The sequence below is a fragment of the Lonsdalea populi genome (genome assembly GCF_015999465.1).
In the GTDB taxonomy this organism is placed as follows: Bacteria; Pseudomonadota; Gammaproteobacteria; order Enterobacterales; family Enterobacteriaceae; genus Lonsdalea; species Lonsdalea populi.
Genome location: NZ_CP065534.1, coordinates 2,199,566 through 2,224,582, shown reverse-complemented (window position 1 = coordinate 2,224,582; position 25,017 = coordinate 2,199,566). Strand labels below are relative to the sequence as shown.

Annotated in this window: 19 protein-coding genes and 2 pseudogenes; 12 read left to right on the top strand and 9 right to left on the bottom strand. The window is 58.3% G+C overall.

The features are described from left to right. Positions 1-40: 40 nt before the first annotated feature. A complete protein-coding gene (locus I6N93_RS09770) occupies positions 41-751 on the top strand; it encodes a Bax inhibitor-1/YccA family protein (RefSeq protein WP_085684737.1) in 711 nt (236 codons plus the stop codon). 82 nt (positions 752-833) lie between these two features. Here the strand turns inward: I6N93_RS09770 and I6N93_RS09765 are convergent, their stop codons facing one another. Continuing rightward, complete coding sequence (locus I6N93_RS09765; RefSeq protein WP_085684735.1) at positions 834-1,817, bottom strand: lysylphosphatidylglycerol synthase domain-containing protein; 984 nt, start codon at positions 1,815-1,817, stop codon at positions 834-836. Continuing rightward, positions 1,814-3,055: a cardiolipin synthase ClsB gene (gene clsB / locus I6N93_RS09760; RefSeq protein WP_085684733.1), complete on the bottom strand. Its 1,242-nt coding sequence runs from the start codon at positions 3,053-3,055 to the stop codon at positions 1,814-1,816. Before clsB ends, I6N93_RS09765 begins: the two co-directional genes overlap by 4 nt. Positions 3,056-3,542: 487 nt before the next feature. Here clsB and rhlE point away from each other — a divergent pair, with 487 nt between their 5' ends. Then, on the top strand, positions 3,543-4,901 hold the full coding sequence (rhlE, locus tag I6N93_RS09755) for an ATP-dependent RNA helicase RhlE (protein WP_085684731.1): 1,359 nt from the start codon (positions 3,543-3,545) through the stop codon (positions 4,899-4,901). A gap of 48 nt (positions 4,902-4,949) precedes the next feature. On the opposite strand, the gene I6N93_RS09750 is transcribed toward rhlE, so the two are convergent. Then, positions 4,950-5,852 (bottom strand): DMT family transporter, encoded by a 903-nt coding sequence (locus I6N93_RS09750; RefSeq protein WP_085684730.1) that lies wholly within the window; start codon positions 5,850-5,852, stop codon positions 4,950-4,952. Between the two features lie 112 nt (positions 5,853-5,964). Here I6N93_RS09750 and I6N93_RS09745 point away from each other — a divergent pair, with 112 nt between their 5' ends. The 3 genes from I6N93_RS09745 (at position 5,965) to cyaB (ending at position 8,790) form a co-directional block, all read left to right on the top strand. Continuing rightward, positions 5,965-6,837 (top strand): helix-turn-helix domain-containing protein, encoded by an 873-nt coding sequence (locus I6N93_RS09745; RefSeq protein WP_085684729.1) that lies wholly within the window; start codon positions 5,965-5,967, stop codon positions 6,835-6,837. A gap of 92 nt (positions 6,838-6,929) precedes the next feature. Beyond that, positions 6,930-7,865 carry a tRNA dihydrouridine(16) synthase DusC gene (dusC, locus tag I6N93_RS09740; protein ID WP_085684727.1) on the top strand — a complete coding sequence of 312 codons (936 nt, stop codon included), beginning with the start codon at positions 6,930-6,932 and terminating at the stop codon, positions 7,863-7,865. A 385-nt stretch (positions 7,866-8,250) separates the two neighbouring features. Beyond that, complete coding sequence (gene cyaB, locus I6N93_RS09735) at positions 8,251-8,790, top strand: class IV adenylate cyclase (protein WP_085684725.1); 540 nt, start codon at positions 8,251-8,253, stop codon at positions 8,788-8,790. A 100-nt stretch (positions 8,791-8,890) separates the two neighbouring features. Here cyaB and I6N93_RS09730 read toward each other — a convergent pair whose 3' ends face one another. Further along, complete coding sequence (locus I6N93_RS09730) at positions 8,891-9,568, bottom strand: epoxyqueuosine reductase QueH (RefSeq protein ID WP_085684723.1); 678 nt, start codon at positions 9,566-9,568, stop codon at positions 8,891-8,893. A gap of 319 nt (positions 9,569-9,887) precedes the next feature. Here I6N93_RS09730 and pbpG point away from each other — a divergent pair, with 319 nt between their 5' ends. Then, the gene (pbpG, locus tag I6N93_RS09725) at positions 9,888-10,847 is read left to right on the top strand and encodes a D-alanyl-D-alanine endopeptidase (protein ID WP_085684721.1); all 960 of its coding nucleotides are present in this window, start codon (positions 9,888-9,890) and stop codon (positions 10,845-10,847) included. Positions 10,848-10,875: 28 nt separating this feature from the next. Here pbpG and I6N93_RS09720 read toward each other — a convergent pair whose 3' ends face one another. Both I6N93_RS09720 and I6N93_RS09715 read right to left on the bottom strand, forming a co-directional pair. After that, positions 10,876-11,562, bottom strand: coding sequence for a glutathione S-transferase family protein (locus tag I6N93_RS09720; RefSeq protein WP_085684720.1), 687 nt, complete (start codon positions 11,560-11,562; stop codon positions 10,876-10,878). A 127-nt stretch (positions 11,563-11,689) separates the two neighbouring features. Next, positions 11,690-12,466, bottom strand: coding sequence for a DeoR/GlpR family DNA-binding transcription regulator (locus I6N93_RS09715; protein ID WP_085684718.1), 777 nt, complete (start codon positions 12,464-12,466; stop codon positions 11,690-11,692). Between the two features lie 553 nt (positions 12,467-13,019). Between I6N93_RS09715 and I6N93_RS09710 the strand changes: the two genes are divergently transcribed. Further along, the gene (locus tag I6N93_RS09710) at positions 13,020-14,360 is read left to right on the top strand and encodes an aspartate aminotransferase family protein (protein ID WP_085684716.1); all 1,341 of its coding nucleotides are present in this window, start codon (positions 13,020-13,022) and stop codon (positions 14,358-14,360) included. Between the two features lie 322 nt (positions 14,361-14,682). After that, positions 14,683-16,995, top strand: coding sequence for a beta-glucosidase BglX (gene bglX / locus I6N93_RS09705; RefSeq protein ID WP_085684714.1), 2,313 nt, complete (start codon positions 14,683-14,685; stop codon positions 16,993-16,995). Between the two features lie 118 nt (positions 16,996-17,113). Here the strand turns inward: bglX and I6N93_RS17230 are convergent, their stop codons facing one another. From I6N93_RS17230 to I6N93_RS17225, 3 genes and pseudogenes are all read right to left on the bottom strand, one after another. Further along, entirely contained in the window at positions 17,114-17,221 is a 108-nt protein-coding gene (locus I6N93_RS17230; protein ID WP_026740548.1) for a membrane protein, read from the bottom strand. Between the two features lie 129 nt (positions 17,222-17,350). Beyond that, a pseudogene (locus I6N93_RS09700) lies at positions 17,351-17,941 on the bottom strand (LysE family translocator). 88 nt (positions 17,942-18,029) lie between these two features. Next, positions 18,030-18,128, bottom strand: a pseudogene (locus I6N93_RS17225) (AraC family transcriptional regulator); the annotation flags it as partial. A 79-nt stretch (positions 18,129-18,207) separates the two neighbouring features. On the opposite strand from I6N93_RS17225, the gene dinG reads away from it, so the two are divergent. From dinG to I6N93_RS09680, 4 genes are all read left to right on the top strand, one after another. Beyond that, positions 18,208-20,313: an ATP-dependent DNA helicase DinG gene (gene dinG / locus I6N93_RS09695; RefSeq protein WP_085684712.1), complete on the top strand. Its 2,106-nt coding sequence runs from the start codon at positions 18,208-18,210 to the stop codon at positions 20,311-20,313. 128 nt (positions 20,314-20,441) lie between these two features. Next, the gene (ybiB, locus tag I6N93_RS09690; RefSeq protein WP_085684710.1) at positions 20,442-21,473 is read left to right on the top strand and encodes a DNA-binding protein YbiB; all 1,032 of its coding nucleotides are present in this window, start codon (positions 20,442-20,444) and stop codon (positions 21,471-21,473) included. Positions 21,474-21,582: 109 nt separating this feature from the next. Then, positions 21,583-23,448, top strand: a complete 1,866-nt coding sequence (locus I6N93_RS09685) for a M3 family metallopeptidase (RefSeq protein WP_085684708.1) — start codon at positions 21,583-21,585, stop codon at positions 23,446-23,448. Positions 23,449-23,726: 278 nt separating this feature from the next. After that, positions 23,727-24,986, top strand: a complete 1,260-nt coding sequence (locus I6N93_RS09680) for an acid phosphatase (RefSeq protein ID WP_085684706.1) — start codon at positions 23,727-23,729, stop codon at positions 24,984-24,986. Positions 24,987-25,017 lie beyond the last annotated feature (31 nt).

The following is a 25,017-nucleotide window of genomic DNA, read 5'->3' as shown; positions in this document are numbered from 1 at the left end:
TGTTTGCCCGGGTTCGCTTACTCAACACAAAGGAAGCATCATGGATCGATATCCACGTTCCAATGACTCGATTGTTCAGCATGCCGGCACCGGTATGCAGACCTATATGGCGCAGGTGTATGGCTGGATGACCTGCGGCCTGCTGCTGACGGAATTTGTCGCCTGGTATGCGGCGAATACGCCCGCCGTGCTAAATCTGATTTTCTCCAGTCAGATTACCTTTTTCGGGCTGATTATCGCGCAGCTGGGCCTGGTCTTCGTGATTTCCGGTATGGTGAACCGTCTGAGCGGAACGGTGGCGACCGGTCTGTTCATGCTCTATTCGGCGCTGACCGGATTGACGCTGTCCAGCATTTTCATCGTCTACAGCGGCGGATCCATCGCCAGTACTTTCACGATCAGCGCCGGGATGTTCGGTGCGATGAGCCTCTACGGCTATGTGACTAAACGTGACCTGAGCGGGCTGGGCAGCATCCTGTTCATGGGGCTAATCGGCATCCTGTTGGCGACGCTGGTCAACTTCTGGCTGAAAAGCGATGCGCTCACGCGCGCCGTTACTTACATCGGCGTGGTGGTGTTCGTTGGGCTGACCGCCTACGACACGCAGAAGCTGAAAAATATCGGCGAGCAGCTTTCCTCCGATGATAAAGACGGCTTCCGTAAATACGCCATCGTCGGCGCGCTGACGCTGTATCTGGACTTCATTAACCTGTTCCTGATGATGCTGCGTCTGCTGGGCAACCGCCGCTAACGCACGGCAGGGCGAATGAAACAAAAACAGGGAGCTTAGGCTCCCTGTTTTTTTGTGCTGAAGCACGAGGTGGCGATACCGCTTAGCGCGGTTCTTCCGGCATCTTCGCCAGCGCCTGTAGGTTCTTTATCCGCAGTTTTCTGGCGCGGCCTTCCAGCCACAGGTAAGGGCCGAGCGCGACGATCAGCGGAGCGATGTAGTACATCGCCCGATAGGCCAGCAATGCGGCGATGATCTCCCCGTGAGTGAACGGCCTGCCGGCCAGCAGCGCCATGAAAACCGCCTCCAGCACGCCGATCCCCGCAGGCACGTTGGCGACCAGACAGGCGATGCTGGCGATCAGCAGAACGCCGAAAACCACAATAAAATCAACCCTCTGACCAAGCAGCAGCCAAATAATCGCCCCCATCATCAGCCAGTTTAGCGACGACGCCAGCAGTTGCAGAAAGGCCATTGTCAGCGACGGCAGCGAGAGCTTCATGCCCCGCAGCGACAAACGACGACGGTGAGAAAAGGCGCACAGCCATAGATAGCCGACGATAACCAGCAGCAGCGTATAGCCGATCAGACGCAGGGCGACGTCGCCGATCACCCAGTTCCCCGGCATGTGCAACGGGCCAAAGGCGAATACACCGCCGGCGAGCAGGATATACCCCAGCCAGTTGGTGGCGATGCTGAGGGAGAACATTTTCGTAATAGTGCTGCTTTTCAGCCCCAGCCGGGAATAGAGCCGAAAGCGCATCCCGACGCCGCCCACCCATGCTCCGAGCGTGAAGTTAAACGCATAGCAGATCATCGACACCAGCAGAACCTGTAAGCGAGGCAGCGGGTGGCGGCAGTAGGCGCGGCCGAGCAGGTCGTAAACGCCGTACAATAGATAGCTGCCTGCCACCAGACCGGCGATGAGATAGACCACCTGACGGTTATAGCCGCGAATCGCCTGTAGCACCTCGGTCCAATCCACCTTCTGGGCAAAAATGGTCAGCAGGGCCACCACCGCCGTGAGAAATAGCGTGGCGACACTCTTTTTGAGCAGCGATTTCTTCTTGCGGCTACGAACATTCATGGACGCGTGATCTCCTGTTGTGTCGTTAATTCCTTTGTGGTCGCGTCGGGCGACGATTCTGAGCTAAGCAGCTTGAGCCGCTGCGTATGCGCCGGTAGCCACCCTACCCAGGCGGGGAAATGGCGTAAAAAGTGGAACACCAGAACGTTCTGTATCATCCGCCAGTAGGATTGTTTGGGCAAATGTTCAGGCTCCACACGCAAGGAATCCTCCGTCATCAGCTGGTGCAGATGTTGGCGCAACTGCTGATTAAAGTCGCGGTCATGAATGACCAGATTGGCCTCCAGATTCAGCGCCAGACTCAGCGGATCCAGATTGCTGGAGCCCACGGTGGTCCATTTATCGTCCTGCAACGCGATTTTGCCGTGAAGCGGGCGGCGGCGATACTCGTAGATCTCCACGCCCGCGCGCAGCAGGTGGTGGTAAAGCATGCGGGCGCCGACCAGTACGATAGGCATGTCCGGCTGTCCCTGCACGATGAGGCATACGCGAACGCCGCGGCGAGCGGCCTTACGCATCGAACGTAGCAGCCGATAGCCCGGGAAAAAGTAGGCGTTGGCGATAACGACCTCACGCTTGGCCCGACGAAGCATATAAATATAGTGCTTTTCGATGTCATCGCGGTGAGAGGCATTGTCGCGATAAACGAATAGCGCCTGCGCATCGCCCGGATGGCGGTTGCGAACCGGACGGCGAAAACGGTCTCGCCACCAGCGTTTCGGCGGCTCTTCATGCGCTAATACGTCTAAGACATAGCGGTAAATGTCTTGTACCACCGGTCCGCGCACCTTGACGGCATAGTCCTGTTTGGCGTCCGGACCGGCATCGCTCATATGGTCCTCGGCGTAGTTGATGCCGCCGACCCAGGCGGCCTCGCCGTCGACCACGACAATTTTGCGGTGCAGCCGGCGGAACAGGTTGGTGCGCATGCCGAGCAGTCGCGGACGCGGGTCGTAGAAGCGAACGCGGACGCCTGCTTCCATCATCGGCCCCAGAAAGCCTGTGGACAGATCGTGCGAGCCGAAACCATCCGCCAGCACGTCCACGCTGACGCCGCGCTGCGCAGCTTCGGCCAGCACGTCGCGCAGTTCGGTGCCGATCTTATCCTCGAACCAGATAAAGGTTTCCAAAATTACGTGGCGCCGGGCCTGGCGAATGGCGGAAAAAACGCTGGGGTAGAAGGCGTCGCCGTTGATCAGCAGCTCGAACTGATTGTCATCACGCCATGTCGCTTTCATCCATTGTTCTCCTGGTAGAGCGGGAAGGCATACCGCCGCCAGAGGCGGCTATATGCCCGTGACAAAGTGTAGACTGTGGCATAGACGATATGCCCAGATCCAACCTAAATTCAGCAGGGCAGGACGGCCGCCTGCGTCTCGCCGGGTATCAGAGGGCGGCGGCCCCGAAGCTCTATACGGGGAGGTCTCGCGGCGGCAAAAAGGAGAAATGGTGCTGAGACCCCAGACGGAAAATTCCGTTAATCGAAGAAAAAAAGGGTGTGCGGCGCGTTTCGCGCCCTAAAGTGTGATGCAGGTAGAAAAATCCCTGATAGTCATCATTTCCTGATACAATCATCGGCAGTTATGCACCGTAGTTTGTGCCCATTCATCTGGGTTAGCGCATTGCGAACGTTTACCGAACGTCGCGCCGATACCCATCTTGTTATCGCCCTGGAAACTACGCCGGCGTATGTCCGGTCAGGGTCGATCTGGAGTTGTTCTCTATATGTCTTTTGAATCTCTCGGCCTGAGCGCCGATATTTTACGTGCCGTGGAAGAGCAGGGTTATCGTGAGCCGACGCCGGTACAGCGTCAGGCGATCCCGCTGGTATTGGCCGGCCGCGACCTGATGGCCAGCGCTCAGACCGGCACGGGCAAAACGGCGGGCTTTACGCTGCCGATGCTGCAAATGCTCAGCACGAAGCCCGCGTCCAAAGGGCGTCGTCCGGTACGTGCGTTGATCCTGACGCCGACCCGTGAACTGGCGGCGCAGATTGGCGAAAACGTCCAGTCTTACAGCAAGTACCTGAGCCTGCGTTCGCTGGTCGTGTTCGGCGGCGTCAGTATCAACCCGCAAATGATGAAGCTGCGCGGCGGCGTGGATATTCTGGTGGCCACCCCGGGCCGTTTGCTGGATTTGGAACATCAGAACGCGGTGGACCTGTCTCAGGTGGAAATTCTGGTGCTGGACGAAGCCGACCGTATGCTGGACATGGGCTTTATCCACGACATCCGCCGCGTGCTGTCGAAATTGCCGACCCGCCGTCAGAACCTGATGTTTTCCGCCACCTTCTCTGATGACATCAAAGGGTTGGCCAACTCTCTGCTGAACAATCCGGCCTCTGTGGAAGTGGTGCGCCGCAACACGCCGTCAGAACTGGTGACGCAGCATGTGCACATGGTCGACAAAAAACGCAAACGCGAACTGCTGTCTCAGCTGATTGGTCAAAACGAATGGCGTCAGGTGCTGGTCTTCACCCGTACCAAACATGGCGCCAACCATCTGGCTGAACAGCTGGAAAAAGACGGCATCACCTCCGCGGCGATCCACGGCAATAAGAGCCAGGGCGCACGTACCCGGGCGCTGGCAAACTTCAAAGACGGCTCCATTCGTGTGCTGGTGGCGACCGATATCGCGGCGCGTGGTCTGGATATCGACCATCTGCCGCACGTCGTGAACTACGAGCTGCCGAACGTGCCGGAAGATTACGTCCACCGTATCGGCCGTACCGGTCGTGCCGCCTCTACCGGTGAAGCGTTGTCGCTGGTCTGCGTGGATGAACACAAACTGCTGCGTGATATCGAACGCCTGCTGAAGCGTGAGATCCCGCGGATGGCTGTTCCGGGCTACGAGCCGGACCCGACTATCAAAGCCGATCCAATTCAGAATGGTCGTCAGGCTGGCCGCGGCGGTCGTTCATCGTCGGCTCCACGTGGCGGCGGCGGCGCTCGTCAGGGTCATCAGCGCGGCAGCGCGGGTGAAGGGGGGCGTCCGGCTCGCCAGGGCGCGCCTCGTTCCGGCGGCGCGCGTGACGGCCAGGCCCGACGCGCTCGTCCGAGCCATAAACCGGCGTCCAAAGCCTAGTTTGTGTGACAGGCGGCCTAAGGGCCGCCTGCTCCTCCGGGCGTCAGTTTAGTGCGCCGGGCGGGACATCAGCGCCGTTTTACGGCGTGGACGATAAAACATCACGGCATTGCCCGCCAGAATCAACACCAGACCCATCACCGCATTCGCCCGCCACTGATAGCCTTCGAAAACCGTTGAGAGCGAGAGCGCCACCAATGGGAACAACAGCGTGGCATAAGCCGCCTGACTCGCCCCGATACGCCCCACCAGCAGGAAATAGGCCCCGAAGCCGACGACGGATCCCACAACGGCCAGATAGCCCAGCGATCCCAGATAGCGCACCGTGAATTCGGGCGTAAAGTCATAGCCCATCATCCAACCGACCATCCCCACGGCCAACGCGCCGTAGCACATGCCCCAACCGTTGGTCGCCATAATGTCGCGACCCTGCCGTTGATGCTGGATACTGATGATGTTCCCCAGCGAAAAGCAGTAGGTCGCCAGCAGGCATAATCCGGCCCCCAGCAGTAACTGCGAGCCTGCGTCGATCTGCGTCAGATCGTGCCAGAACAGCAGGCCGATGCCCGCCAATCCCAGCGGCGTGGCTAGCCACACATGGCGTGTAAGCCGTTGGCCGAGCATTAGCCGGGCGTTAAACGCGTTGAACAAGACCGCCATCGAGAAAATCACCGATTCGAGACCGCTCGAAATCCAGACAATGGCGTGATAAAAACAGATCATGTTGATGCCGAAGACGGTGATGCCCTGCACCATACACAGCAGGTGTCCGCGCCACGGCAGGGGGCGCAGGCGACCGGTCAGCTTTAGGAACGACAGCAGCAGTGCGGACGCGATGGCGAAACGCCAAAAGACCGACACTTCCGGCGCTACGCTGCCATGCTGTAGGCTGATCGCCAGCCAGGTGGTGCCCCAAATCAGGACGACGAGTAAATAAAGCAAGATATTCATGCTGGATTCTCTGTCACGGCGGATACCATTAGTCTCCGGCAAGACGAGCGGGCGTGCTGTCACGAATTTGCGCCGCTTACCATCAAATTGCGGTTTTTTCACAGAGGGCATTATGGCGAGCTATGAGGCACTGGTCGTTTTACAGCACTATAAAACGCGTTTGCGGGATTCGGTGGACCTCAATAACGGCGTCAGTCTGGCGTCGTGGCAGAACAGCCACGACCGCGTCACGCTCGAGAATACCAATCATCACACCTTGAGCCTGTATATCGCCGGGGGCTATGATTCCTACCATAAGCGGCCGGACGGCTGGTTCAACGGCGGCGGGCCGGATCGCTTTTGTCTGTTGCCGAAACACAGCATTTCCACTTGGGATATCCGCAGCGATCTGCAGTTTGTTCACCTGTACTACACCGACGACCACCTGCGCGAGCTGGCCGAACAGATCTGGGATCGCAGCCCGGCGAGCCTGATGCTGGAAGAGCGGGTATTCGGCGACGATCCGCTGATCGCCAGCCTGTACAGACACTTCCTGCTGCAACACAGCTGGCAAGACGCAGCCGATAGACTCACGCTGACGACCGCCTCGACGCTATTAATGACTCACGTGCTGCGGCGCTATACCCAGTTACAGTGGGCGATGCCGAGGGTGCGCGGCGGACTGACGCCGACGGTTCGGCAGCGTATTCGGGCGCTAATCGACGCGCGGCTGGCGGAGCCTCTGACGCTGGCTGACCTGGCCGCCGAGGCCGGGCTGAGCGGATTTCACTTTGCGCGCATGTTTCGTCACAGCGAGGGGATGGCGCCGCATCAGTTTGTGATGCAGGCTCGCCTGGCTCGTGCTCGCCATCTCGTTCGCAATAGCGCGCTGCCGATGACGGATATCGCGCTGGCGTGCGGGTTCAGTTCCTCCAGCCACTTCAGCCAGCGCTTTCGGGCCGCGTATGGCGTCACACCTTCGGTGATGCGGCAAAGAAGTCAATAAGATAGCCGTGCGGAGCTGTGTTTTCCGTTGCGTTGGCTTGTCCGCTGACAGTACCATTGCGTGCCGATGTGGATGTGAGCTGAATAATAACTATGCGCGTGCTGCTGGCCCCGATGGAAGGGGTGTTGGACTCTCTGGTCCGTGAACTGCTGACTGAAGTGAATGACTACGATCTTTGCATTACGGAATTCCTGCGCGTGGTCGATCAGCGGTTGCCGGTCAAATCCTTTTACCGCCTGTGTCCGGAGCTGCATCATGCCAGCCGCACGCCGTCGGGGACGCGGGTGCGCGTTCAGCTGTTGGGGCAGTATCCACACTGGCTGGCCGAAAATGCGGCCCGGGCGGTGGAGCTAGGCTCCTACGGCGTCGATCTGAACTGCGGCTGTCCGTCGAAGTTGGTGAACGGCAGCGGCGGCGGGGCCACGTTGCTCAAAGATCCGGAGCTGATTTATCAGGGCGTCAAAGCGATGCGCGCTGCGGTGCCGGAGACGATGCCGGTGACGGCGAAAGTCCGCCTGGGCTGGGCGTCGGACAGCCATCGCTTCGAAATCGCCGATGCCGTGCAGCAGGCAGGCGCCACCGAACTGGCGGTACATGGACGCACCAAAGAGGACGGCTATCGGGCGGAACGCATCAACTGGGACGCCATCGGCGAGATTCGTCAGCGGCTGACCATCCCGGTGATCGCCAACGGCGAAATCTGGGATTATGCCAGCGCGCAGGCCTGCATGCTGGCAACGGGATGTGATTCGGTGATGCTGGGGCGCGGGGCGTTAAACGTCCCCAACCTGAGCCGGGTCATCAAATACAATGAACCCCGGATGCCGTGGACGGACGTGGTCCTGCTGCTGCAAAAATATGTCAGGCTAGAAAAGCAAGGTGATACCGGCATGTATCATGTTGCACGCATCAAACAGTGGCTGGGCTATCTGCGCAAAGAGTATGACGAAGCCGCCGGACTGTTCGCCGAAGTGCGCGCGCTGACGTCTTCCGGCGCGATAGCCCGCGCTATCGACGCCACGCATTAATCCTCTCCCGCCTGCCGGCGAGTCTTTTTCCGCCCTGGGGCGTGGCGTTTGCCCCCGGAGATGACGTCATTCGCCCTTTCTCACGATAGGGCATACCGCGCGAGTCGTTAGATCCAGACGTCATTAGCGCAAAGTCAGACTTTTGTTGATAATAGCCGCGACATTTATAGCGCGTTCAAAAGCGCCATTGCAACCGCTTGTTTCCATGCCTTACTCGACGTGGGGACAACGCCGCTTTTTTTTCGTCAATTTTAGCCTGAAATAAGGCATTTGCAGTTATCTACCGCTGTTATCCATGGCAATGCCGCAATGAACAAATTAATTAAAACACATTTCTTTCCGGGAATGATTTTCTAGCCAGGGTTGCCTGTAACGGAGAAAGCCAGTGATTGAACATTTCAGAGGAAAATATGAGGTTGCATTAAAGTTCAGCATTCAGGATATTGCCGCTTTTCGCGAAAGATTATTCAGCCATCATCCTGAGTCTTTCGTTTTCGAAAATAAAGAAAGCGATATCTATTACGACACGGCGGAGCAATCGTTAAGTCATAAAAATATCAGCATGTTATTACGATGTATGGTGCCGTCCGGCATCAAGCTGTGGATCGTCAGAGGGCCGCGCACCGGCTGCAGCGAGACGGTTAACGTGGAGTCGTTTGAACGCACGGACAGTATGCTGAAAACGCTGGGATTCCAGCAGGTATTTGAAGTGAATAAAACCCGAAGTATTTATTTTTTAGATACTTTTCAAATCACGCTGGATTATATCGAGTCGCTGGGTCATTACGTCGGAATATCCTGTATGACGGAGCATGAATCAGAATTAGATGAGCTGGGAGAGAAATGTCAGGAATGTGCGCTGAGGTTGGGATTACAGCTGGATAATATTGAATGTCGCTCTTACCGTCACTTATTGGGGTATTAGTTTATCGGACTGAAAGCGCACTGCTCTCGTTCGAGCAGCGCGGGGACTTTTGACCATCGATTTACACGCTAGCTGGGCATCACGGGGAATGCCGGACGCATCAGGAAGCGGGCTCGTCGCCGTAAAACAATTTCCCGATGCGGATGATATCCCGCCCCTGTGATTTACGGTGTTTATTGGCATCGCGCAGCGAATAAATGCAGCCGCAGTACTCCTGCTGGTAGAAGCGCTCCTGCTTGCTGATTTCAACCATACGCGCCGAGCCGCCCTGTTTGCGCCAGTTGTAATCCCAGTACACCACGTCAGGGTATTTTTGCGCCGCGTTGATCCCGCACTGATTGACCTGCTGCATGTTTTTCCAGCGGGAGATGCCGAGCGAGCTACTGATGGCGCGAAAGCCGTTTTCATGCGCGTACAGCGCCGCGCGTTCAAACCGCATATCAAAGCACATGGTGCAGCGTTCGCCGCGCTCCGGTTCCCACTCCATCCCTTTCGCACGCTCAAACCAGTTATCCGCATCGTAGTCGGCGTCGACGAACGGTACGCCGTGTTTTTCGGCGAAGCGAATGTTTTCCTCTTTGCGGATCAGGTACTCCCGCTGAGGATGAATGTTCGGGTTATAGAAAAAGATCGTGTAATCAATGCCGGAAGCGCTCAACGCCTCCATCACTTCGCCGGAACAGGGGGCGCAGCAGGAATGAAGCAACAGCTTATCCGCCTCGTTAGGCAGCTCAAGTTTCGGGCGTTCGAAGGTTTTGACGGGGTGTGCATTGGACATAAAGCAATCCACTAGTAATGAGAAGAAATTAACCTTATTGAGATAAATTATTAACTATCGCAACAACAATGACAATCGATCGTTCGTGACGACCTCGGGCGAAAAAATGACGATGCCGCCGGGGCGTGATGTTATCGGGATGCGTCCGGGCATGCCAGCGTAATCTCTTTCTGAATGCGGCGATCCGCCGCGCGATAGCCTGTTAAACTTTGTCACAAAGCTTTTACCGCTGTCCGGATGCGCAGGGTGAGGGCCGCAACTATAATGCCCGGGTCGTCCCGAACTTTTTCCGCCAAATCAATTTATAAGCTACTGAATAATGAATAACAAAATACAGATTTCGCTTTTGAGTCTGGTGCTGACGTCCGCATCGGTCTGGGTCGCCTCGCCTGCGGCGGCCAAATCGGTGGTTGCCTCATCGGCCGCTTCGCATCAGGAGATCGCCTCCGGCAGCGCGATGGTGGTCGACTTACTGAATAACCAGGTGCTGTATTCAAGCAATCCGGATGTGGTGGTGCCGATCGCCTCCGTCAGCAAACTGATGACGGCGCTGGTGGTGCTGGACGCCAATCAGCCGTTCGACGAAATGCTGACGGTAGATATCAGCCAAACGAAAGAGATGCAGGGGGTCTATTCCCGCGTGCGTCTCGGCAGCGAAGCGAGCCGTCATGACCTGCTGCTGCTGGCGCTGATGTCCTCCGAAAACCGGGCGGCCGCCACGCTGGCCCATCATTACCGCGGCGGTTACAAGGCGTTCATTACCGCAATGAACGCCAAAGCCCGCTCGCTGGGCATGATGCATACCTATTATGTGGAACCGACCGGGCTGTCGACGGAAAACGTGTCTACGGCGCGCGACCTGACCAGGCTGCTGGCGGCCAGCCGACAATATCCGATGCTCAGTCAACTGAGCACCACGCACGAGAAAATGGTGACCTTCGCTCATCCGGCCTATACGTTGCCGTTCCGTAATACCAACCATCTGGTCTACCGCCCCGACTGGAACATTCAACTAACCAAAACGGGTTTTACCAATGAGGCCGGTCACTGTCTGGTGATGAGGACGGTCATTAATCAACGGCCGGTGGCGCTGGTGGTGTTGGATGCTTACGGTAAATATACCCACTTCGCCGATGCCAACCGGCTGCGTAATTGGCTGGAGAGCGGTAAGATCAGTCCGGTGCCGCCCGCCGCATTAAGCTATAAAAAACAGAAGGCGATTGCCCAAAGCTCGCCTCAGCGGTCTTCAACGGATATCGCGTTGACGTCGGCGGAGTAGTCTCCGCCGTTCGGGCGGTCAAGCGTTATCAGTCGACCGTGCGTTCATCCTGCTCCAGCGTGCCGTATTTCTCCCATGTCGCTTCGTGCTCCTGCTCACGCCACGGTTCTAGCTGGGCTTGTTCCAGCCACTGCTGCATAGCCGGGAGTGCCAGCAGGGTGGTGTAGTACTGCGTCGCCAGCGGCGTCAACGGCAGCCCATAGGTTCGGATGCGAAAGACCACCGGCGCGTAAAAGGCGTCGACAGCGCTGAACTGCGCGCCGGCCAGGAACGGCCCCTCGAACCGGGTCAACCCCTCTTCCCACAGCTGATTCAACCGTTCTAGATCGCGCTGCAGCGCCGGCGTGATCTCATGCAGCGTGACGCGAATACCGCAGTTCATCCCACACACTTCGCGCAGGGTGGAAAATCCTGAATGCATTTCCGCTGAGGCGCACCGCGCCCAGGCACGTGCGGCGGCATCGCCTGGCCAGACGTCCGCATGGCGTTCCGTCAGATATTCCGTGATAGCCAGCGAATCCCAAACGGTAAGATCGCCATCGACGAGACAGGGCACCTTACCTGACGGCGAAAACGTCTTGAACGCGGGCTGACTGATGCCGGGGGAAAAAGGCACCAGCGTCTCCTCGAACGGAATATTGAGCTCTTGTAACAGCACCCACGGGCGTAACGACCAAGACGAGTAATTTTTATTGGCGATATACAGCTGATACATGGCGGAACCTCACAGGCAGATAGCGTTCGGGTTTGGAGTATCGGTGTCGCGGGTGGAGTGAAACCGGGATTCACTATGCCTCACGCCCGCAGACAACACAATGCGGCAACGGGCCGTCCGAGCTGCATCAGGCGAGGATCACCTGCTGGCAGATTTCCTTCAGGGCGGAACAGTCACGGTTGAACTCGGCGGCGGCGTCGGTGACCACCATATCGATTTGTGATATCGGGGCATAAACCACACGGCTGGTGACCCCGATTTTGGTGTGATCGGCCAGGATGATGGCAGTCGTGGCATATTCGATCATCGCGCTCGCGATCGCCGCCTCGGTGTGAGAGAAGCTGCTGGCGCCCGCAGCGCTGGAGATGCCGACCGGCGATATTAGGGCGACATCGGCCCGGTAGCGTCGCAACTCGTTGGCCGTTTGCGCGCCGTTGGTGGCCTGAATGGAAGCGCCGACGTGGCCTCCCAGCAGAATTACCTCGTGCAGCAGACGGTCTTCGGCTTCCTGCTCGGTCAGTTTGAGGGCGACGTTCAGGCTGTTGGTGATGACGGTCATGCTCGGCATAGACAGCAGCTCGTCCGCGAGCAGTGTGGTGGTGCTGCCGGCATCGACGAAAAGAGTTTGTCCCGGCTGAAGCTGCTGCACCGCCGCGCGGGCTATGGCCTGCTTCTCTTTTTCTCGAACCGCACGGCGTATGGATAAAGGCGGTTCCGGCTCGGGACCGGTGGCGACGATCCCTCCGTGTACGCGTCGCAGCATGCCCCGGGCTTCGAGTTTAAGAATGTCCCGCCTGACCGTTTCGCGTGAAACGCCGAGATGTTGAATAATCTGCTCTGTACTGACCCGGTTTAACGTTGACAATAATGCACGAATACGGTGCAACCGTGTTTCTTCTAACATGAGATTTTTTCCTGAGGGTAATACACTCATTGATGGTGTCGACAATGAGCGGGAAGCTTCCGCCATTGCGCCGGATAAGCCGTATGGAACGCCGTATAATGCGCCGATCCGGCGGTCGCACAATATCATTTAAGGCACGTTTTCACTCTCCTATTTCAGGGTTCCTGCCGCCGTTTTGCCGATCATTTAAGGTGTAATGAAGAGTCCATAGAATAAGGTTGTGTATTTTTGTGCATATTTGGGTGTTGTGTCACGAAGGCCGTGCGTTCAGACGTCCTCTGTGTTTCAATCATATAGCCGCCGTGAATCATACATGTTGACCCTGACTCAGGACAAATGCACAAACTAAGCGTAGTTCTCTTCTAAATAAAACTCGAAAAAGCGGATGCCAAAGGGCGTCGCCGTGCACTCACTGGCACCAAAATAGTGCATATTTTTGCGTTTGTGTATTTTATTGCTTTTGGTATACAGTGGCTTCTACCGGATGGTGTTAAGCGGCTCTGCAGCCGGCGGTGTGCACCTGATCCACGGTCCATTTTTCAGGGGAGTAGTTATGGCGACACGTTCAACCATCATGGATACCAACAGCTTTCGGGCGGAACACGCCGACGCGCTGAGTCAGGATATCCGCCAACTTACCAACAAACGCAGCCAAGTGCTCGGTGAATCCTACCGCCTGTTCTACCGCAATCCGGTGCATCTGGTACGCGGCGAAGGCCAGTACCTGTGGGATGCCAGCGGCAAACAGTATTTGGATGTCTACAACAACGTCGCCAGTATCGGCCATTGCCATCCCGCCGTGATCGACGCGGTGCAACAGCAGATGAGCCAGTTGAATACCCATACCCGTTACCTTCACGAGCGGATTCTGGACTACACCGAAGACCTGCTGACGACCCTGCCGCCCGACATTACCAAAGCTATGTACATGTGTACCGGCTCTGAGGCTAACGATCTGGCCATCCGCGTGGCGCGCGCCTACAGCGGCGGCACCGGGATCATCGTCAGTCAGGAGGCGTACCACGGCACCAGCGATCTGACCTCCGGGGCGTCTCCAGCACTCGGCAGCGGTCAGCCGCTGGCGTCGACTACGCGTCTGGTGCCTGCGCCGGATCGCTACCGGATCAACGCGCCGGATCTGGGCGTCTGGTTCGCCAACGAAATTCAGAAACAGATTGATGATATGGCCGCTCACGGCATCAAGTTCGCTGGTTTTCTGGCCGACTCCATTTTTTCATCGGACGGCGTATTGCCGGACCCGGTCGGTTTTCTGCAACCCGCCATCGACGTCGTGCACGCCAACGGCGGTATTTTCATCGCGGATGAGGTTCAACCGGGGTTTGCCCGTACCGGCGACACGTTCTGGGGCTTTGCGCGCCATGACGTCGTGCCGGATATCGTGACGATGGGGAAACCGATGGGGAACGGCATTCCGGTTTCGGGGCTGTTTGCAAAGGCCGACGTACTGGCCGCTTTTAGCGATGAGATCCCGTATTTCAACACTTTCGGCGGCAACCCGGTGTCAATGGCCGCCGCGCAGGCGGTATTGAACGTGATTCGTGATGAAGGCTTACAAGAGCACAGTAAAACCGTCGGTGCGCGGCTCAAGCAAGAGCTGGCGGCAATGGCGCAGCGTCATGAGTGCGTCGGCGACGTGCGCGGCGCGGGGCTGTTTATCGGCTTTGAACTGGTCAGCGACCGGGAGAACAAAACGGCGGACAAACCGCTGGCGCTCGCGGTAATCGAACACCTGCGCGAAGAGCGGGTACTGACCTCCGTCGCGGGGCCATATGGCAACGTCCTCAAGCTGCGTCCACCGCTGGCGTTCCAGATGCAAGACATCGACTGGGTGGTCGGCGCGCTGGATAACGCGCTGACGCACGCCCGTCGTTAATCCCCTGCGGTTTTCTTTCTGAGCCTGTCGCCCGGCGTCGGTCGGGCGACATACTTTCTTACGTTCTCCCCATTCATACTTTCCTGGTCATTACACGCTGTTTTTCGGGTAAATTCTCCTGCTTATCCTACAACCCGATAAAATTTCGTATTGAAATCAACTATGATTAAGCGCGGAAAAACCGCATTGTTCATAAGCTAGCTAGGTTGGAACATCGCCTCCGATCGTTCGGGAGGAAAAGCCGATGACTCCGCTGTCCCCAACTGTATCCTGAGTTCTGGCACGCGTGACTGAAACGGGATTGATTAGGTCCGTAAACATAATGAAATGGCTGACTTCACTGACGATTGCAATAGGAATTGCTTGCCATCCCGCCGCCGCACAAACGCCGGCGCTGACGACACCCCCGACCGCATTAACCGCTTCCTCGCCACAGCGTGATGCCTACGTCAATGATCTGCTGAAGAGAATGACGCTGGAGGAAAAAATAGGCCAACTCCGCTTGATTAGCGTCGGCGCGGATAATCCCAAGGCCGCCATTCGCGAGATGATCCGCAAGGGGCAGGTCGGTGCGATCTTCAACACCGTCACGCGCCAGGATATCCGGGCGATGCAGGATCAGGCGATGCAGCTCAGCCGCCTCAAGATCCCCCTCTTTTTCGCCTACGACGTGGTGCACGGCCAACGCACCATCTTCCCGATCGGGCTGGGACTGGCTTCCACCTGGGACAAGGCCGCCATCGCCACCTCCGCGCGCGTTTCCGCCTATGAAGCAACCGAGGACGGCCTCAATATGACCTGGGCACCGATGGTCGACATCACCCGAGATCCTCGCTGGGGACGGGTATCTGAAGGGTTCGGCGAAGATACCTGGCTGACGGCCGACATCGCGCGGATCATGGTGAAAGCCTTTCAGGGCGATGATCTGACGTCGCGTCATTCGCTGATGACCAGCGTCAAACACTTCGCGCTGTACGGCGCGGTGGAAGGGGGACGGGATTACAACAGCGTCGATATGAGCCCGCAGCGTATGTTTCAGGACTACATGCCGCCTTACAAAGCGGCCATTGATGCGGGCAGCGGCGGCGTAATGGTTTCGCTGAACAGCATTAACGGCGTACCGGCCACGGCCAACCGCTGGCTGCTGAAGGATTTACTGCGCGAGCAGTGGCACTTTACGGGGATCGCCGTCAGTGACCACGGCGCGATTAAAGAACTGATCAAACACGGCGTGGCGGCCGACCCGCGCGATGCTTCGCGCATTGCGTTGCAGTCCGGTATCGGTATGAGCATGAGCGATGAGTATTTCATCCGCTATCTGCCTGAGCTGGTGAAAACGGGGGCGGTCAGCCAGCGCGACATCGATGACGCCTGCCGTCAGGTACTGAACGTCAAATACGATATGGGATTGTTCCAGGACCCGTACCGTCATCTGGGCGCGGCGGAGTCTGACCCGCCGGACACCAACGCGGAAAGCCGCCTGCATCGGCTGGAAGCGCGCGACGTCGCACGTAAGAGTCTGGTGCTGCTTAAAAATCGGCTCAACACCCTGCCGTTAGCCAAAAGCGGCACTATTGCGGTTATCGGGCCGCTGGCGGACAGCAAACGCGACATCATGGGCAGTTGGTCGGCCGCAGGCGTTGCCGCACAGTCGGTCACGGTCTATCAGGGAATGCGCAACGTCGTCGGCGACAAGGCGCGTTTGCTGTATGCCAAAGGCGCGAATGTGACCGACCATGCGGGCATCGTCCAGTATCTCAACCAGTATGAAGCGGCGGTGAAAATGGACCCGCGCTCCCCACAGACCATGCTGGATGAAGCGGTAAAAACCGCAGAGCAGGCCGACGTCATCGTCGCCGTTGTCGGCGAAGCGCAAGGGATGGCGCACGAGGCCTCCAGCCGTTCCAATATCACGCTGCCGGACAGCCAGAAAACGCTGATCGACGTGTTGAAGAAGACCGGCAAGCCGCTGGTGCTGGTGCTGATGAACGGGCGGCCACTGTCGCTGGTGTGGGAGGATCAGCAGGCGGATGCGCTCTTGGAAACCTGGTTCAGCGGCACCGAGGGGGGCAACGCCATCGCCGATGTACTGTTCGGAGGCTACAACCCGTCCGGCAAGCTGCCGATGTCGTTCCCTCGGTCGGTGGGGCAAATCCCGATTTACTACAACTATTTGCCGACGGGGCGTCCTTACACCCCGGAGAATCCCGGCAAGTACACGTCGCACTATTATGACGAGGCCAACGGGCCGCTCTATCCCTTCGGCTACGGGCTGAGCTACACCACGTTTGATGTGTCCGATGTGCGCCTGTCTCGTCCGGTAATGCCGCGCAACGGTACGTTGACCGCGTCTGTCAGCGTGAAAAATACCGGCAAGCGTGCGGGGGAAACCGTCGTGCAGCTGTATCTGCACGATGTCGTGGCTTCGATAAGCCGTCCGGTGAAAGAGCTGCGGGGATATCGCAAGGTGATGTTGCAGCCGGGCGAAACTCAGACCGTCAGCTTTACGGTGACGCCGCAGGATCTGATGTTCTACAACGTGCAGATGCGGCAGGTCGCCGAGCCGGGCGATTTCGATGTGATGATTGGTCTGGATTCGCAACGGGTGAAAAGCCAACGTTTCAGGTTGCTGTAACCCTGCAAACGGCGGCCGGGAATGGCTGCCATGAAAACCGTTGCCCTGAATGCCTCTCTGGATTCAGGGCAACGTCGTGATGGAAGGAGGGGGGCGCGAAACGCCCTTCGGCTGACCGTCAGGCGCCGGAAGTCAGGACGATATAACCGACCAGCATGACCCCGCCAATCCCCCCCAGCGCGCACAGCCCAAACACGCCGATTGCGCACAGCTTGCTTAACTTCATCCGCTTATCCTTTTATGTGTCCTCTGCGATTATAGATTTTCAGCCCGGGGATACAAGCTGACGGCTTGTGTGGGCATCCTTCATCGCTGAGACACCAGAGGTGTCGACGAGCGCGTTGAGCAGGCATCGTCACCGTAGCAGCAGATAACCGCCCAAACCAAACAGGACGCTCCCCGCGCCGCGTTCCAGCCAGCCTATCGACCCCGCCAGACGGCGTTATAGCGCGGGGCGTGCAATCAGCACGGCGATAGACCGATCCCAGATCAACACTACCAGCGCCATCCACGTTCCGCTGACCGTCTGTTGCAGCCAGGTCGCCTGCGGGCCGAGCAGCGTCGTCATCAGACTGAGGTAAAACAGCATATTCTTCGGATTCAGCAGGGCGGAGCCGAGACCCAGCGCCCGTTGTCTCAGCACTCCGGGGCACTGCGACGACGTGTCGCCGCGCGGCAAATCAACGTTGCCTTTGGAACGCATCAGATGAAAGCCAATCCATAGCAAATAGAATGCGCCCGCCACTTCGACGATCCGAAACAGCCCGTGTGATTGCTGCAAGCCGGCCTAGCCTAGCGCCGCCAGAACAATATAAAGGCCATTACCTAACGCAATGCCGACACAAATACCCACACTGCCGCGCAGTCGAAAGCGCAAGGCGTAAGCCGTGATCAGGAAGAAGTCCGGGTCGGGGCTCAACAACGCCACGAAGTGCGCCAGCGCCAGGGCAGGAAAATGTTAGGGAAACAAGGTGTTAAGCATAATTCGGACCGCGTTGAATCAAACCGGCGGCCAGTCTAGAACGCGGTTAGGACTATTTATTGTGAAAAATGGATCGCGTCTGACGGTACTGGCTGGGGGGAGCGGCGGTGAAGTTGACAAAGGTGCGGTGAAAGTGGCTTTGGTCGAGCCGCGCCGCAGCATTACAGGCTGACGCAGGAGGGAGGTCTGTGGGACAATAGGGGCCGAATCAAATCAGATGTTGAGCAGGCATGACCCTTTCCCCCGCAATCAAACAGCAAATAGGCCAGTGGTACAAGGCCTTGCAGGAACAGATCCCCGACTTCGTTTCACGTCCGCCCCAGCGGCAGATGATCGCCGAGGTCGCTCGCACACTGGCGGGCGATTATCCGCGTCATCTGGCGATAGAGGCGCCCACCGGCGTGGGGAAAACGTTGTCGTATCTGATCCCGGGTATCGCGGTGGGAAGAGCGGAAACCAAGACGCTGGTCGTCAGCACCGCCAACGTGGCGTTGCAGGATCAGATTTTCAGCAAAGACCTGCCGCTGCTGCGTAAATTTATCCCCGATCTGACCTTTACCGCCGCTTTCGGCCGGGGCCGCTACGTATGTCCGCGCAACCTGTCGGTGCTGGCGACCGACGCGGAAGCGCAGGGCGATCTGTTGCTGTTCCTGGACGAAAAACAGGCGCCGTCCAGCCGGGAAGAGCAAGAGACCTGCGCTCAACTGGAGAAAGATCTGCACACCGGGCAGTGGGACGGTCTGCGCGACCATCATCAGAAAACGCTCAGCGATGGGCTGTGGCGTCGGCTCAGCACCGACAAGGCCAACTGCCTGGGACGCAACTGCCACTATTATCGCGATTGTCCTTTCTTTCTGGCCCGACGGGAGATTGAAGATGCGGATGTGGTGGTCACCAACCATGCGCTGATAATGGCGGCCATGGAGAGCGATTCGGTCCTGCCGAGCGCCAAAAACCTGCTGCTGGTGCTGGACGAAGGCCACCATATTCCGGACGTCGCCCGCGACGCGCTGGAGATGTCGGGCGAGGTGACGATCGACGCGGTACAGCATCAGTTGGATCAGTTCATCCAGCAGATGGGCGTTTGTCTGGCGCAGTTCGCCCCCAAATCGCCGCCGAGGCTGAGCCAACCGGACCGGCTGGCCGAACACTGCGCCGAAATTCGGGAGCAGACTCAGTCCTTTGAGCGCATGAGTACGCTGTTTTTACCGGCCGCGTCGCCTGCGGCGGACTATCGCTTCCCGATGGGTAAGTTGCCCGATGAGATGCGCGAACTCTGTTCCCGCCTGTTCAAACTGACCGACAGTCTGCGGGGACTGACGGAGTACATGCTCAACGATCTGGCGGAAAAAACCGGCAAGCACGACGTGGTACGGCTACATCAGACGATGCTGCGCATGAGTCGGCTGCTGGGTTACTTCGAGTCTCAAAGCAAACTATGGCGGCTCGCGGCGCTGGAGCAGGCCTCGCAGGCGCCGGTTTCCAAGTGGCTGATGCGGGAAGTGCGCGACGGCCAGCTTCATCTCTATTTACACTGCGCGGGCATCCGCGTTTCGGACCAGCTTGACCGCCTGCTGTGGCGTAATTTGTCGCATGTGGTGATCACCTCCGCCACGCTGCGTTCGCTGAACAGTTTTTCGCGGTTGAAGGAGTTGACGGGGCTGGGAGAGGACGATGGCGATACCTTCATCGCGCTGGATTCGCCCTTCAATCATCGCGACCAGGGCAAGCTGGTGATCCCCAAAATGAGCTATGAGCCGTTGATGGCGCAGGAAGAGGATCACATTGCCGAAATGGCGCGTTTCTTCCGTGCCGAGCTAAAGCGAGAAGCACATAAAGGGATGCTGATGTTGTTCGCCAGCCAGCGCGCGATGCAGCAGTTTCTGACGCAGGTCGCCGATCTGCGGCTGATGCTGTTGGTGCAGGGCGACAAGCCTCGCTACCGGCTGGTGGAGCTCCACCGCCAACGGGTTGAACAAGGGCAAACCAGCGTGCTGATCGGGCTGCAGTCCTTCTCCGAAGGGCTGGATCTGAAAGGCGAACTGCTCTCGCAGGTGCACATCCACAAAATTGCGTTCCCGCCGATCGACAGCCCGGTGATCCTGACCGAAGGCGAATGGCTGAAAAGCCTGAAGCGGCACCCGTTCGTGGTACAGAGCCTGCCGAGCGCGTCGTTCAGCCTGATCCAGCAGGTGGGGCGATTGATTCGCAGCCATACCTGCTTCGGCGAAATCATCATCTACGATCGCCGCCTGTTGACCAAGGGCTATGGCGCTCAGCTGCTGGCCGCGCTGCCGGTCTTCCCTATTGAACTGCGGGATATGCCCGCGTCCTGATTTCCCTTGTCAGCGCCGCTCTGACAGCCGCTGCGCATTCGCCTATGCGTCGCGCGGCTAACGCTGCTCAATACGGCAAAACATGCTATTTTCGCTGCAAACGATTCGTATTAACGCTGAGAGACGTCATGGATTACACCAACATCATCAAAGAGGTCGGGCGTGGTAAAAATCATGCCCGCGACCTGGACCAGGAGACGGCGCGCTCGCTCTATGAAGCGATGCTGAACGATGCCGTACCGGAGCTGGAACTGGGCGGATTGCTGATCGCGTTTCGCATTAAAGGCGAGGCGGAAGCGGAAATGCGCGGTTTCTATCAGGCGATGGCGGCACAGACGTTATCACTGATGCCGCCGCTCGGCCGCCCGCTGCCGATCGTGATCCCCACCTATAACGGCGCACGGCGACAGGCTAATCTGACCCCGCTGCTGGCGCTGTTGTTGCATAAGCTGGGGCTGCCGGTGGTGGTGCATGGGGTTAAAACCGATCCGACGCGGGTGACGACCTGTTCCATCCTGCAGGAGATGGGCATGGCGCCGGTGGAGTCTCGGGATGCCGCGCAACGGCAGTTGGATCGCGGCGAGCTGGTTTTCCTGCCTATCGACGTGCTCTGCCCGCCGATGGCGCGGCAGTTGAACCTCCGCTGGCGGATGGGCGTGCGCAACAGCGCGCATACGCTGGTTAAAGTCGCCACGCCGTTTGCGTCCTCGGGTGCGCTGCGGCTGGCCAGCGTGTCACATCCTGAATATATCGCGCGCGTCGGAACGTTTTTTGAAGAAATCGACGGACGTGCGCTATTGATGCCTGGCACCGAGGGCGAAGTCTATGCCAATCCCCGGCGCTTTCCTGAAACCTATTTCATTTATCGCCAGCAGCGGCACCTGCTGCAAGCCCGTCAGGATATGATAATCGAGCGGACGGCATTGCCCGCGTCCTCCGATGCCGTCGCGACGGCGCAGTGGACGACCGCCTGCCTGAGGGGAGAACAGCCGGTGCCGCAGGCGATCATCATGCAGCTGGCCTGTTGCCTGGTCGGCTGCGGCGAGGCTGATTCGCTGGCGCAGGGCATCAACGAGGTCGTCCGGCGGTTGGCGGTATTACCGTCGGCCGTGGACGGTTCGGGCTTCAGCGCCCGATCCGCCGCCGTGTCCTATGCTTGAAAGATTCATCCCAAAAAGATCTGGCCGTGTGATCACGGTGATGGGATGAGGTTGGCGCGGTAGCGAGTGGCTGCGGCGCCCGAACCTGCATTGACGTAAAGGAGCAGCCATGCAGCAGAGAGTGGACTATTTCAACGCGTTGAACCGCGATTATCTCGCCGTCCATCAGGCGAAAGAAGATCTGTTTTGGCAACTGTACATGGGGATTGGCGACGATGAGGTGGCGGCGCGCTTCTCCGCCGCAGAAAGCGCCTATAAGCGATTTATCGCCCAACCGCAGAAACTGGCGGAACTGCGTGAACAGATCTCGGCGCTGGAGGCGCTACCTGAATCAGCGCAGCAGCAGGCGCTGCTGCACGGCCTGCAAGGGTGGTATCGGTTCTTCGACTGCAACGTGATTGAAGACCCAAAAGCCCAGTCGCTGATGGAGGCGCTGATCGCGGCGGAAAGCGATCTGTACGCGCGTCGTCAGACCTATCAGCCTACTCACCTGAACGCCGACGGCGAACGTGTCGCCGCGTCGCTGGGCGAGTTGCTGACCAATCAGGCGACGAACGATAACGAAAGTTATCGCCGCAGCTCGCAGGAGGCGCTGCGCGATCTGGAGCAGTGGCTGCTGAACAATGGGTTCCCTGAGCTGGTCCGGCTGCGCAACCGCTTTGCCCGGCAGATGGGCTATCGCAACTACTTCGATTACAAGGTGAACAAAACCGAGCGCATGACGCCGGAGCAGTTGTTCGCCATTCTCGACCGCTTCGAAGCCGAGACGCGCGAGGCCAATCAGCGCAGTCTCGAACAGCTGGCGTCGGAAAAGGGCGCGGAGGCGCTGTTGCCGTGGAATATTCGCTACGCCAGTGCGGGCGACGTGACGCGCCAGCTCGATCCCTATTTTCCCTTCGCCGCTTCGCTGGAACGTTGGGTTGAGAGCTTTAAAAGGCTGCACATCGGTTTTAACGGCGCAGAGCTGAATCTCGATCTCTTGGTACGAAAAGGAAAGTATGAGAACGGGTTCATGCACCAGCCTGTGCCGCCGTTTGTGAATCAGGGACAGTGGGTCCCGGCGCGCATCAACTTTACCAGCCTGGCAAAACCAGACCAGGTCGGTAGCGGAGCACACGGCATCAACACGTTGTTCCATGAAGGCGGGCACGCCGCTCACTTTGCCAATATTCGTCAAAATGCGCCGTGCTTCGCGCAGGAGTACCCGCCGACGTCGATGGCCTACGCGGAAACCCAATCCATGTTCTGTGACAGCCTGCTGCAGGATGCCGACTGGCTGAAACGTTATGCCCGCAGCCGCAACGGCGAGACGATCCCCGACGCGCTGATCCGGGAAGACATCCGCACACGTCAGCCGATACGAGCCTTCAACGAGCGCCATATTCTGCTGGTGCCTTACTTCGAATGGCAGCTCTATCAGTGGGACGATGCACAGCTGACGCCGGAGGCCGTCACCCGGTTGGCGCGTGAAACGGAACAGCGCATTATCGGCATAGAAGGCAGCCCGCGTCCGACGATGGCTATTCCGCATCTGCTGTCGATGGAGTCGGCCTGCTCTTATCAGGGCTATTTACTGGCACTGATGGCCGTTGAGCAGACGCGAGCCTTTTTCCTGAATCGCGATGGTTACCTGACGGATAACCCGGCGATCGGACCGGACCTGGCCCGCCATTACTGGCAGCCGGGTAACAGCGTCAGCCACGATGAGACATTGCGCAGCCTGACCGGCGAGGGCTTTAACCCCGGCTATCTGGCGCAGGCGTGCACCATGACGGTGGAACAGGCGTGGCAGGAAGCGCAGGCGATGATGTCGTCGTCGGCGGCGCGCCCTCAGCCAGCGGCAGATTTCGATCTACAGGCGCGTATCCGCGTCGTGGACGGCGAACGGGTGCTGGCGGATAATCGTCAGGGCGATGCGGCGATGTGCCAGGCGTTTGCCGCTGAGATCGATCGCGAATACCCCGTCGTGAAATAACATGCTGTTTGCGCCATCATCATTTGCTCTTTTCCTGCGTTATTTCCGCTCTATTAACCAGCCTCCCGTTCGGTGAGGCTGGCCTTTCCAGACGTTATATTTAAGCCGCACCACGCGATGACGATTGACGCCGTATCGCAGGATGCCGAAATGTCGGCATTGTCACGGGACGGTCACAATGACGATCTAGGCTGATTGCCATGTGAATTTTCTGCGCCATATTTTCCCCGTTCAGGGAAAAACGGACCGGCCTTCTATCTGAAATTCAAGGAAATAACATGCGCTATTCTTCTCTCTTCGTCGCCGTCGCCTGTGTCTTGACCTTCTCCCAGACTCCCGCCGCCTTGCCCGAACATACGTTGTATGTAGCGATGACGGAGGTTCAATCCACTACGGCGGCCAACGCCAGCTCGGAATATGTCGCGCTGGAAAAGCGGGTACAGAAGCAATTACAGGTGATGCTGCGCGGTGACGCGCAGACGCTGACACGAGCGCAGCAGGCATCGCCTCAGGCTGATACGGCGTGGCTGGAAGCGGCGAGCTACGACTTCCGGGAGGAAGCGCGTGAACAAGACAGCATCAAATTGCTGTCGGTGTTTAACCAGCTGACGCCGACGCTGCTGAGCCAAAACCGCGCTACGGTGGAGCGTATCAATCAGGATGCATCAGACGCGCTGCGTCAAAAGGCGCTAATCGATGCGGAGAACATTCGTTATTTTTACGCTCTCGCGGAAGCGCTTGGACCGAGGCTAGGCAACGCTTTTATCGACGTTTATCAGCGTGGTGAGATGGGCAAGGCTGCGGCGTTGATCAAGGCCAGCGCCGTCAGCACGTTGCCGGCGAAACTGTTTTACCATTACCCACGTCCGTTTAAACAGCCGGGAAACGCAATCCATCTGGTCCCGGATACGGCGGTCATCAATGATTTCGTGCCTTATACCGCGTTGGGCGACGCGTTCCCAAGCGGCCACACCAACAGCGGCTACAACGATGCGTTGCTGCTGGCGGAAATGTTGCCTGAACGCTTCGTTCCGCTGATTGACCGCGCGGCGACCTACGGTTACTCCCGCGTCGTGCTAGGAGTGCATTACCCGCTGGATGTGATGGGCGGCCGAATGACGGCGGAGCATCAGATTGCCACGCTGATGAACGATCCGGAGTACAAGAAGCTGTTCACTGAGGCCAAAGCTCAGATGCGCACCGCGCTGGAGCAGGCCTGTGGCATGAGCCTGGCGAAGTGCGCGCAGCCTCAGGGTAAAGACGATCCTTACACTCAACCCGCCATGCGTCAGTTCTATCGCTTCACGATGAGCTATGGGCTGCCCGCCGCCAAAGTGGCCGCGCATCCGGTCAACGTGCCAAAAGGCGCTGAAGTACTATTGGAAGGACCGTTGCCGGAGTTCAGCGCCGAGCAGCGTCGGGCGCTGATGGTGAAAACGGCGGAGGCGGATGGCTATCCGCTGTCGGGCAGCAGCGAGGGTAACTTCTGGCAGCGCTTGAACCTGCACGATGCCGTGCTGGCCAGCAAACAGGGATAAAACGTGGTCGCCTGCGGTACACAGACGTAGG

Excerpts from the sequence above, each read along its gene's own strand:
- clsB (WP_085684733.1), bottom strand. The coding sequence starts at position 3,055 with ATGAAAGCGACATGGCGTGATGACAATCAGTTCGAGCTGCTGATCAAC.
- pbpG (WP_085684721.1), top strand. The coding sequence starts at position 9,888 with ATGAATAACAAAATACAGATTTCGCTTTTGAGTCTGGTGCTGACGTCC.
- I6N93_RS17230 (WP_026740548.1), bottom strand. The coding sequence starts at position 17,221 with ATGAAGTTAAGCAAGCTGTGCGCAATCGGCGTGTTTGGGCTGTGCGCG.
- I6N93_RS09715 (WP_085684718.1), bottom strand. The coding sequence starts at position 12,466 with ATGTTAGAAGAAACACGGTTGCACCGTATTCGTGCATTATTGTCAACG.
- dusC (WP_085684727.1), top strand. The coding sequence starts at position 6,930 with ATGCGCGTGCTGCTGGCCCCGATGGAAGGGGTGTTGGACTCTCTGGTC.
- I6N93_RS09745 (WP_085684729.1), top strand. The coding sequence starts at position 5,965 with ATGGCGAGCTATGAGGCACTGGTCGTTTTACAGCACTATAAAACGCGT.
- I6N93_RS09730 (WP_085684723.1), bottom strand. The coding sequence starts at position 9,568 with ATGTCCAATGCACACCCCGTCAAAACCTTCGAACGCCCGAAACTTGAG.
- I6N93_RS09685 (WP_085684708.1), top strand. The coding sequence starts at position 21,583 with ATGCAGCAGAGAGTGGACTATTTCAACGCGTTGAACCGCGATTATCTC.
- I6N93_RS09750 (WP_085684730.1), bottom strand. The coding sequence starts at position 5,852 with ATGAATATCTTGCTTTATTTACTCGTCGTCCTGATTTGGGGCACCACC.
- rhlE (WP_085684731.1), top strand. The coding sequence starts at position 3,543 with ATGTCTTTTGAATCTCTCGGCCTGAGCGCCGATATTTTACGTGCCGTG.
- dinG (WP_085684712.1), top strand. The coding sequence starts at position 18,208 with ATGACCCTTTCCCCCGCAATCAAACAGCAAATAGGCCAGTGGTACAAG.
- I6N93_RS09680 (WP_085684706.1), top strand. The coding sequence starts at position 23,727 with ATGCGCTATTCTTCTCTCTTCGTCGCCGTCGCCTGTGTCTTGACCTTC.
- bglX (WP_085684714.1), top strand. The coding sequence starts at position 14,683 with ATGAAATGGCTGACTTCACTGACGATTGCAATAGGAATTGCTTGCCAT.
- I6N93_RS09710 (WP_085684716.1), top strand. The coding sequence starts at position 13,020 with ATGGCGACACGTTCAACCATCATGGATACCAACAGCTTTCGGGCGGAA.
- I6N93_RS09770 (WP_085684737.1), top strand. The coding sequence starts at position 41 with ATGGATCGATATCCACGTTCCAATGACTCGATTGTTCAGCATGCCGGC.
- ybiB (WP_085684710.1), top strand. The coding sequence starts at position 20,442 with ATGGATTACACCAACATCATCAAAGAGGTCGGGCGTGGTAAAAATCAT.
- I6N93_RS09765 (WP_085684735.1), bottom strand. The coding sequence starts at position 1,817 with ATGAATGTTCGTAGCCGCAAGAAGAAATCGCTGCTCAAAAAGAGTGTC.
- I6N93_RS09720 (WP_085684720.1), bottom strand. The coding sequence starts at position 11,562 with ATGTATCAGCTGTATATCGCCAATAAAAATTACTCGTCTTGGTCGTTA.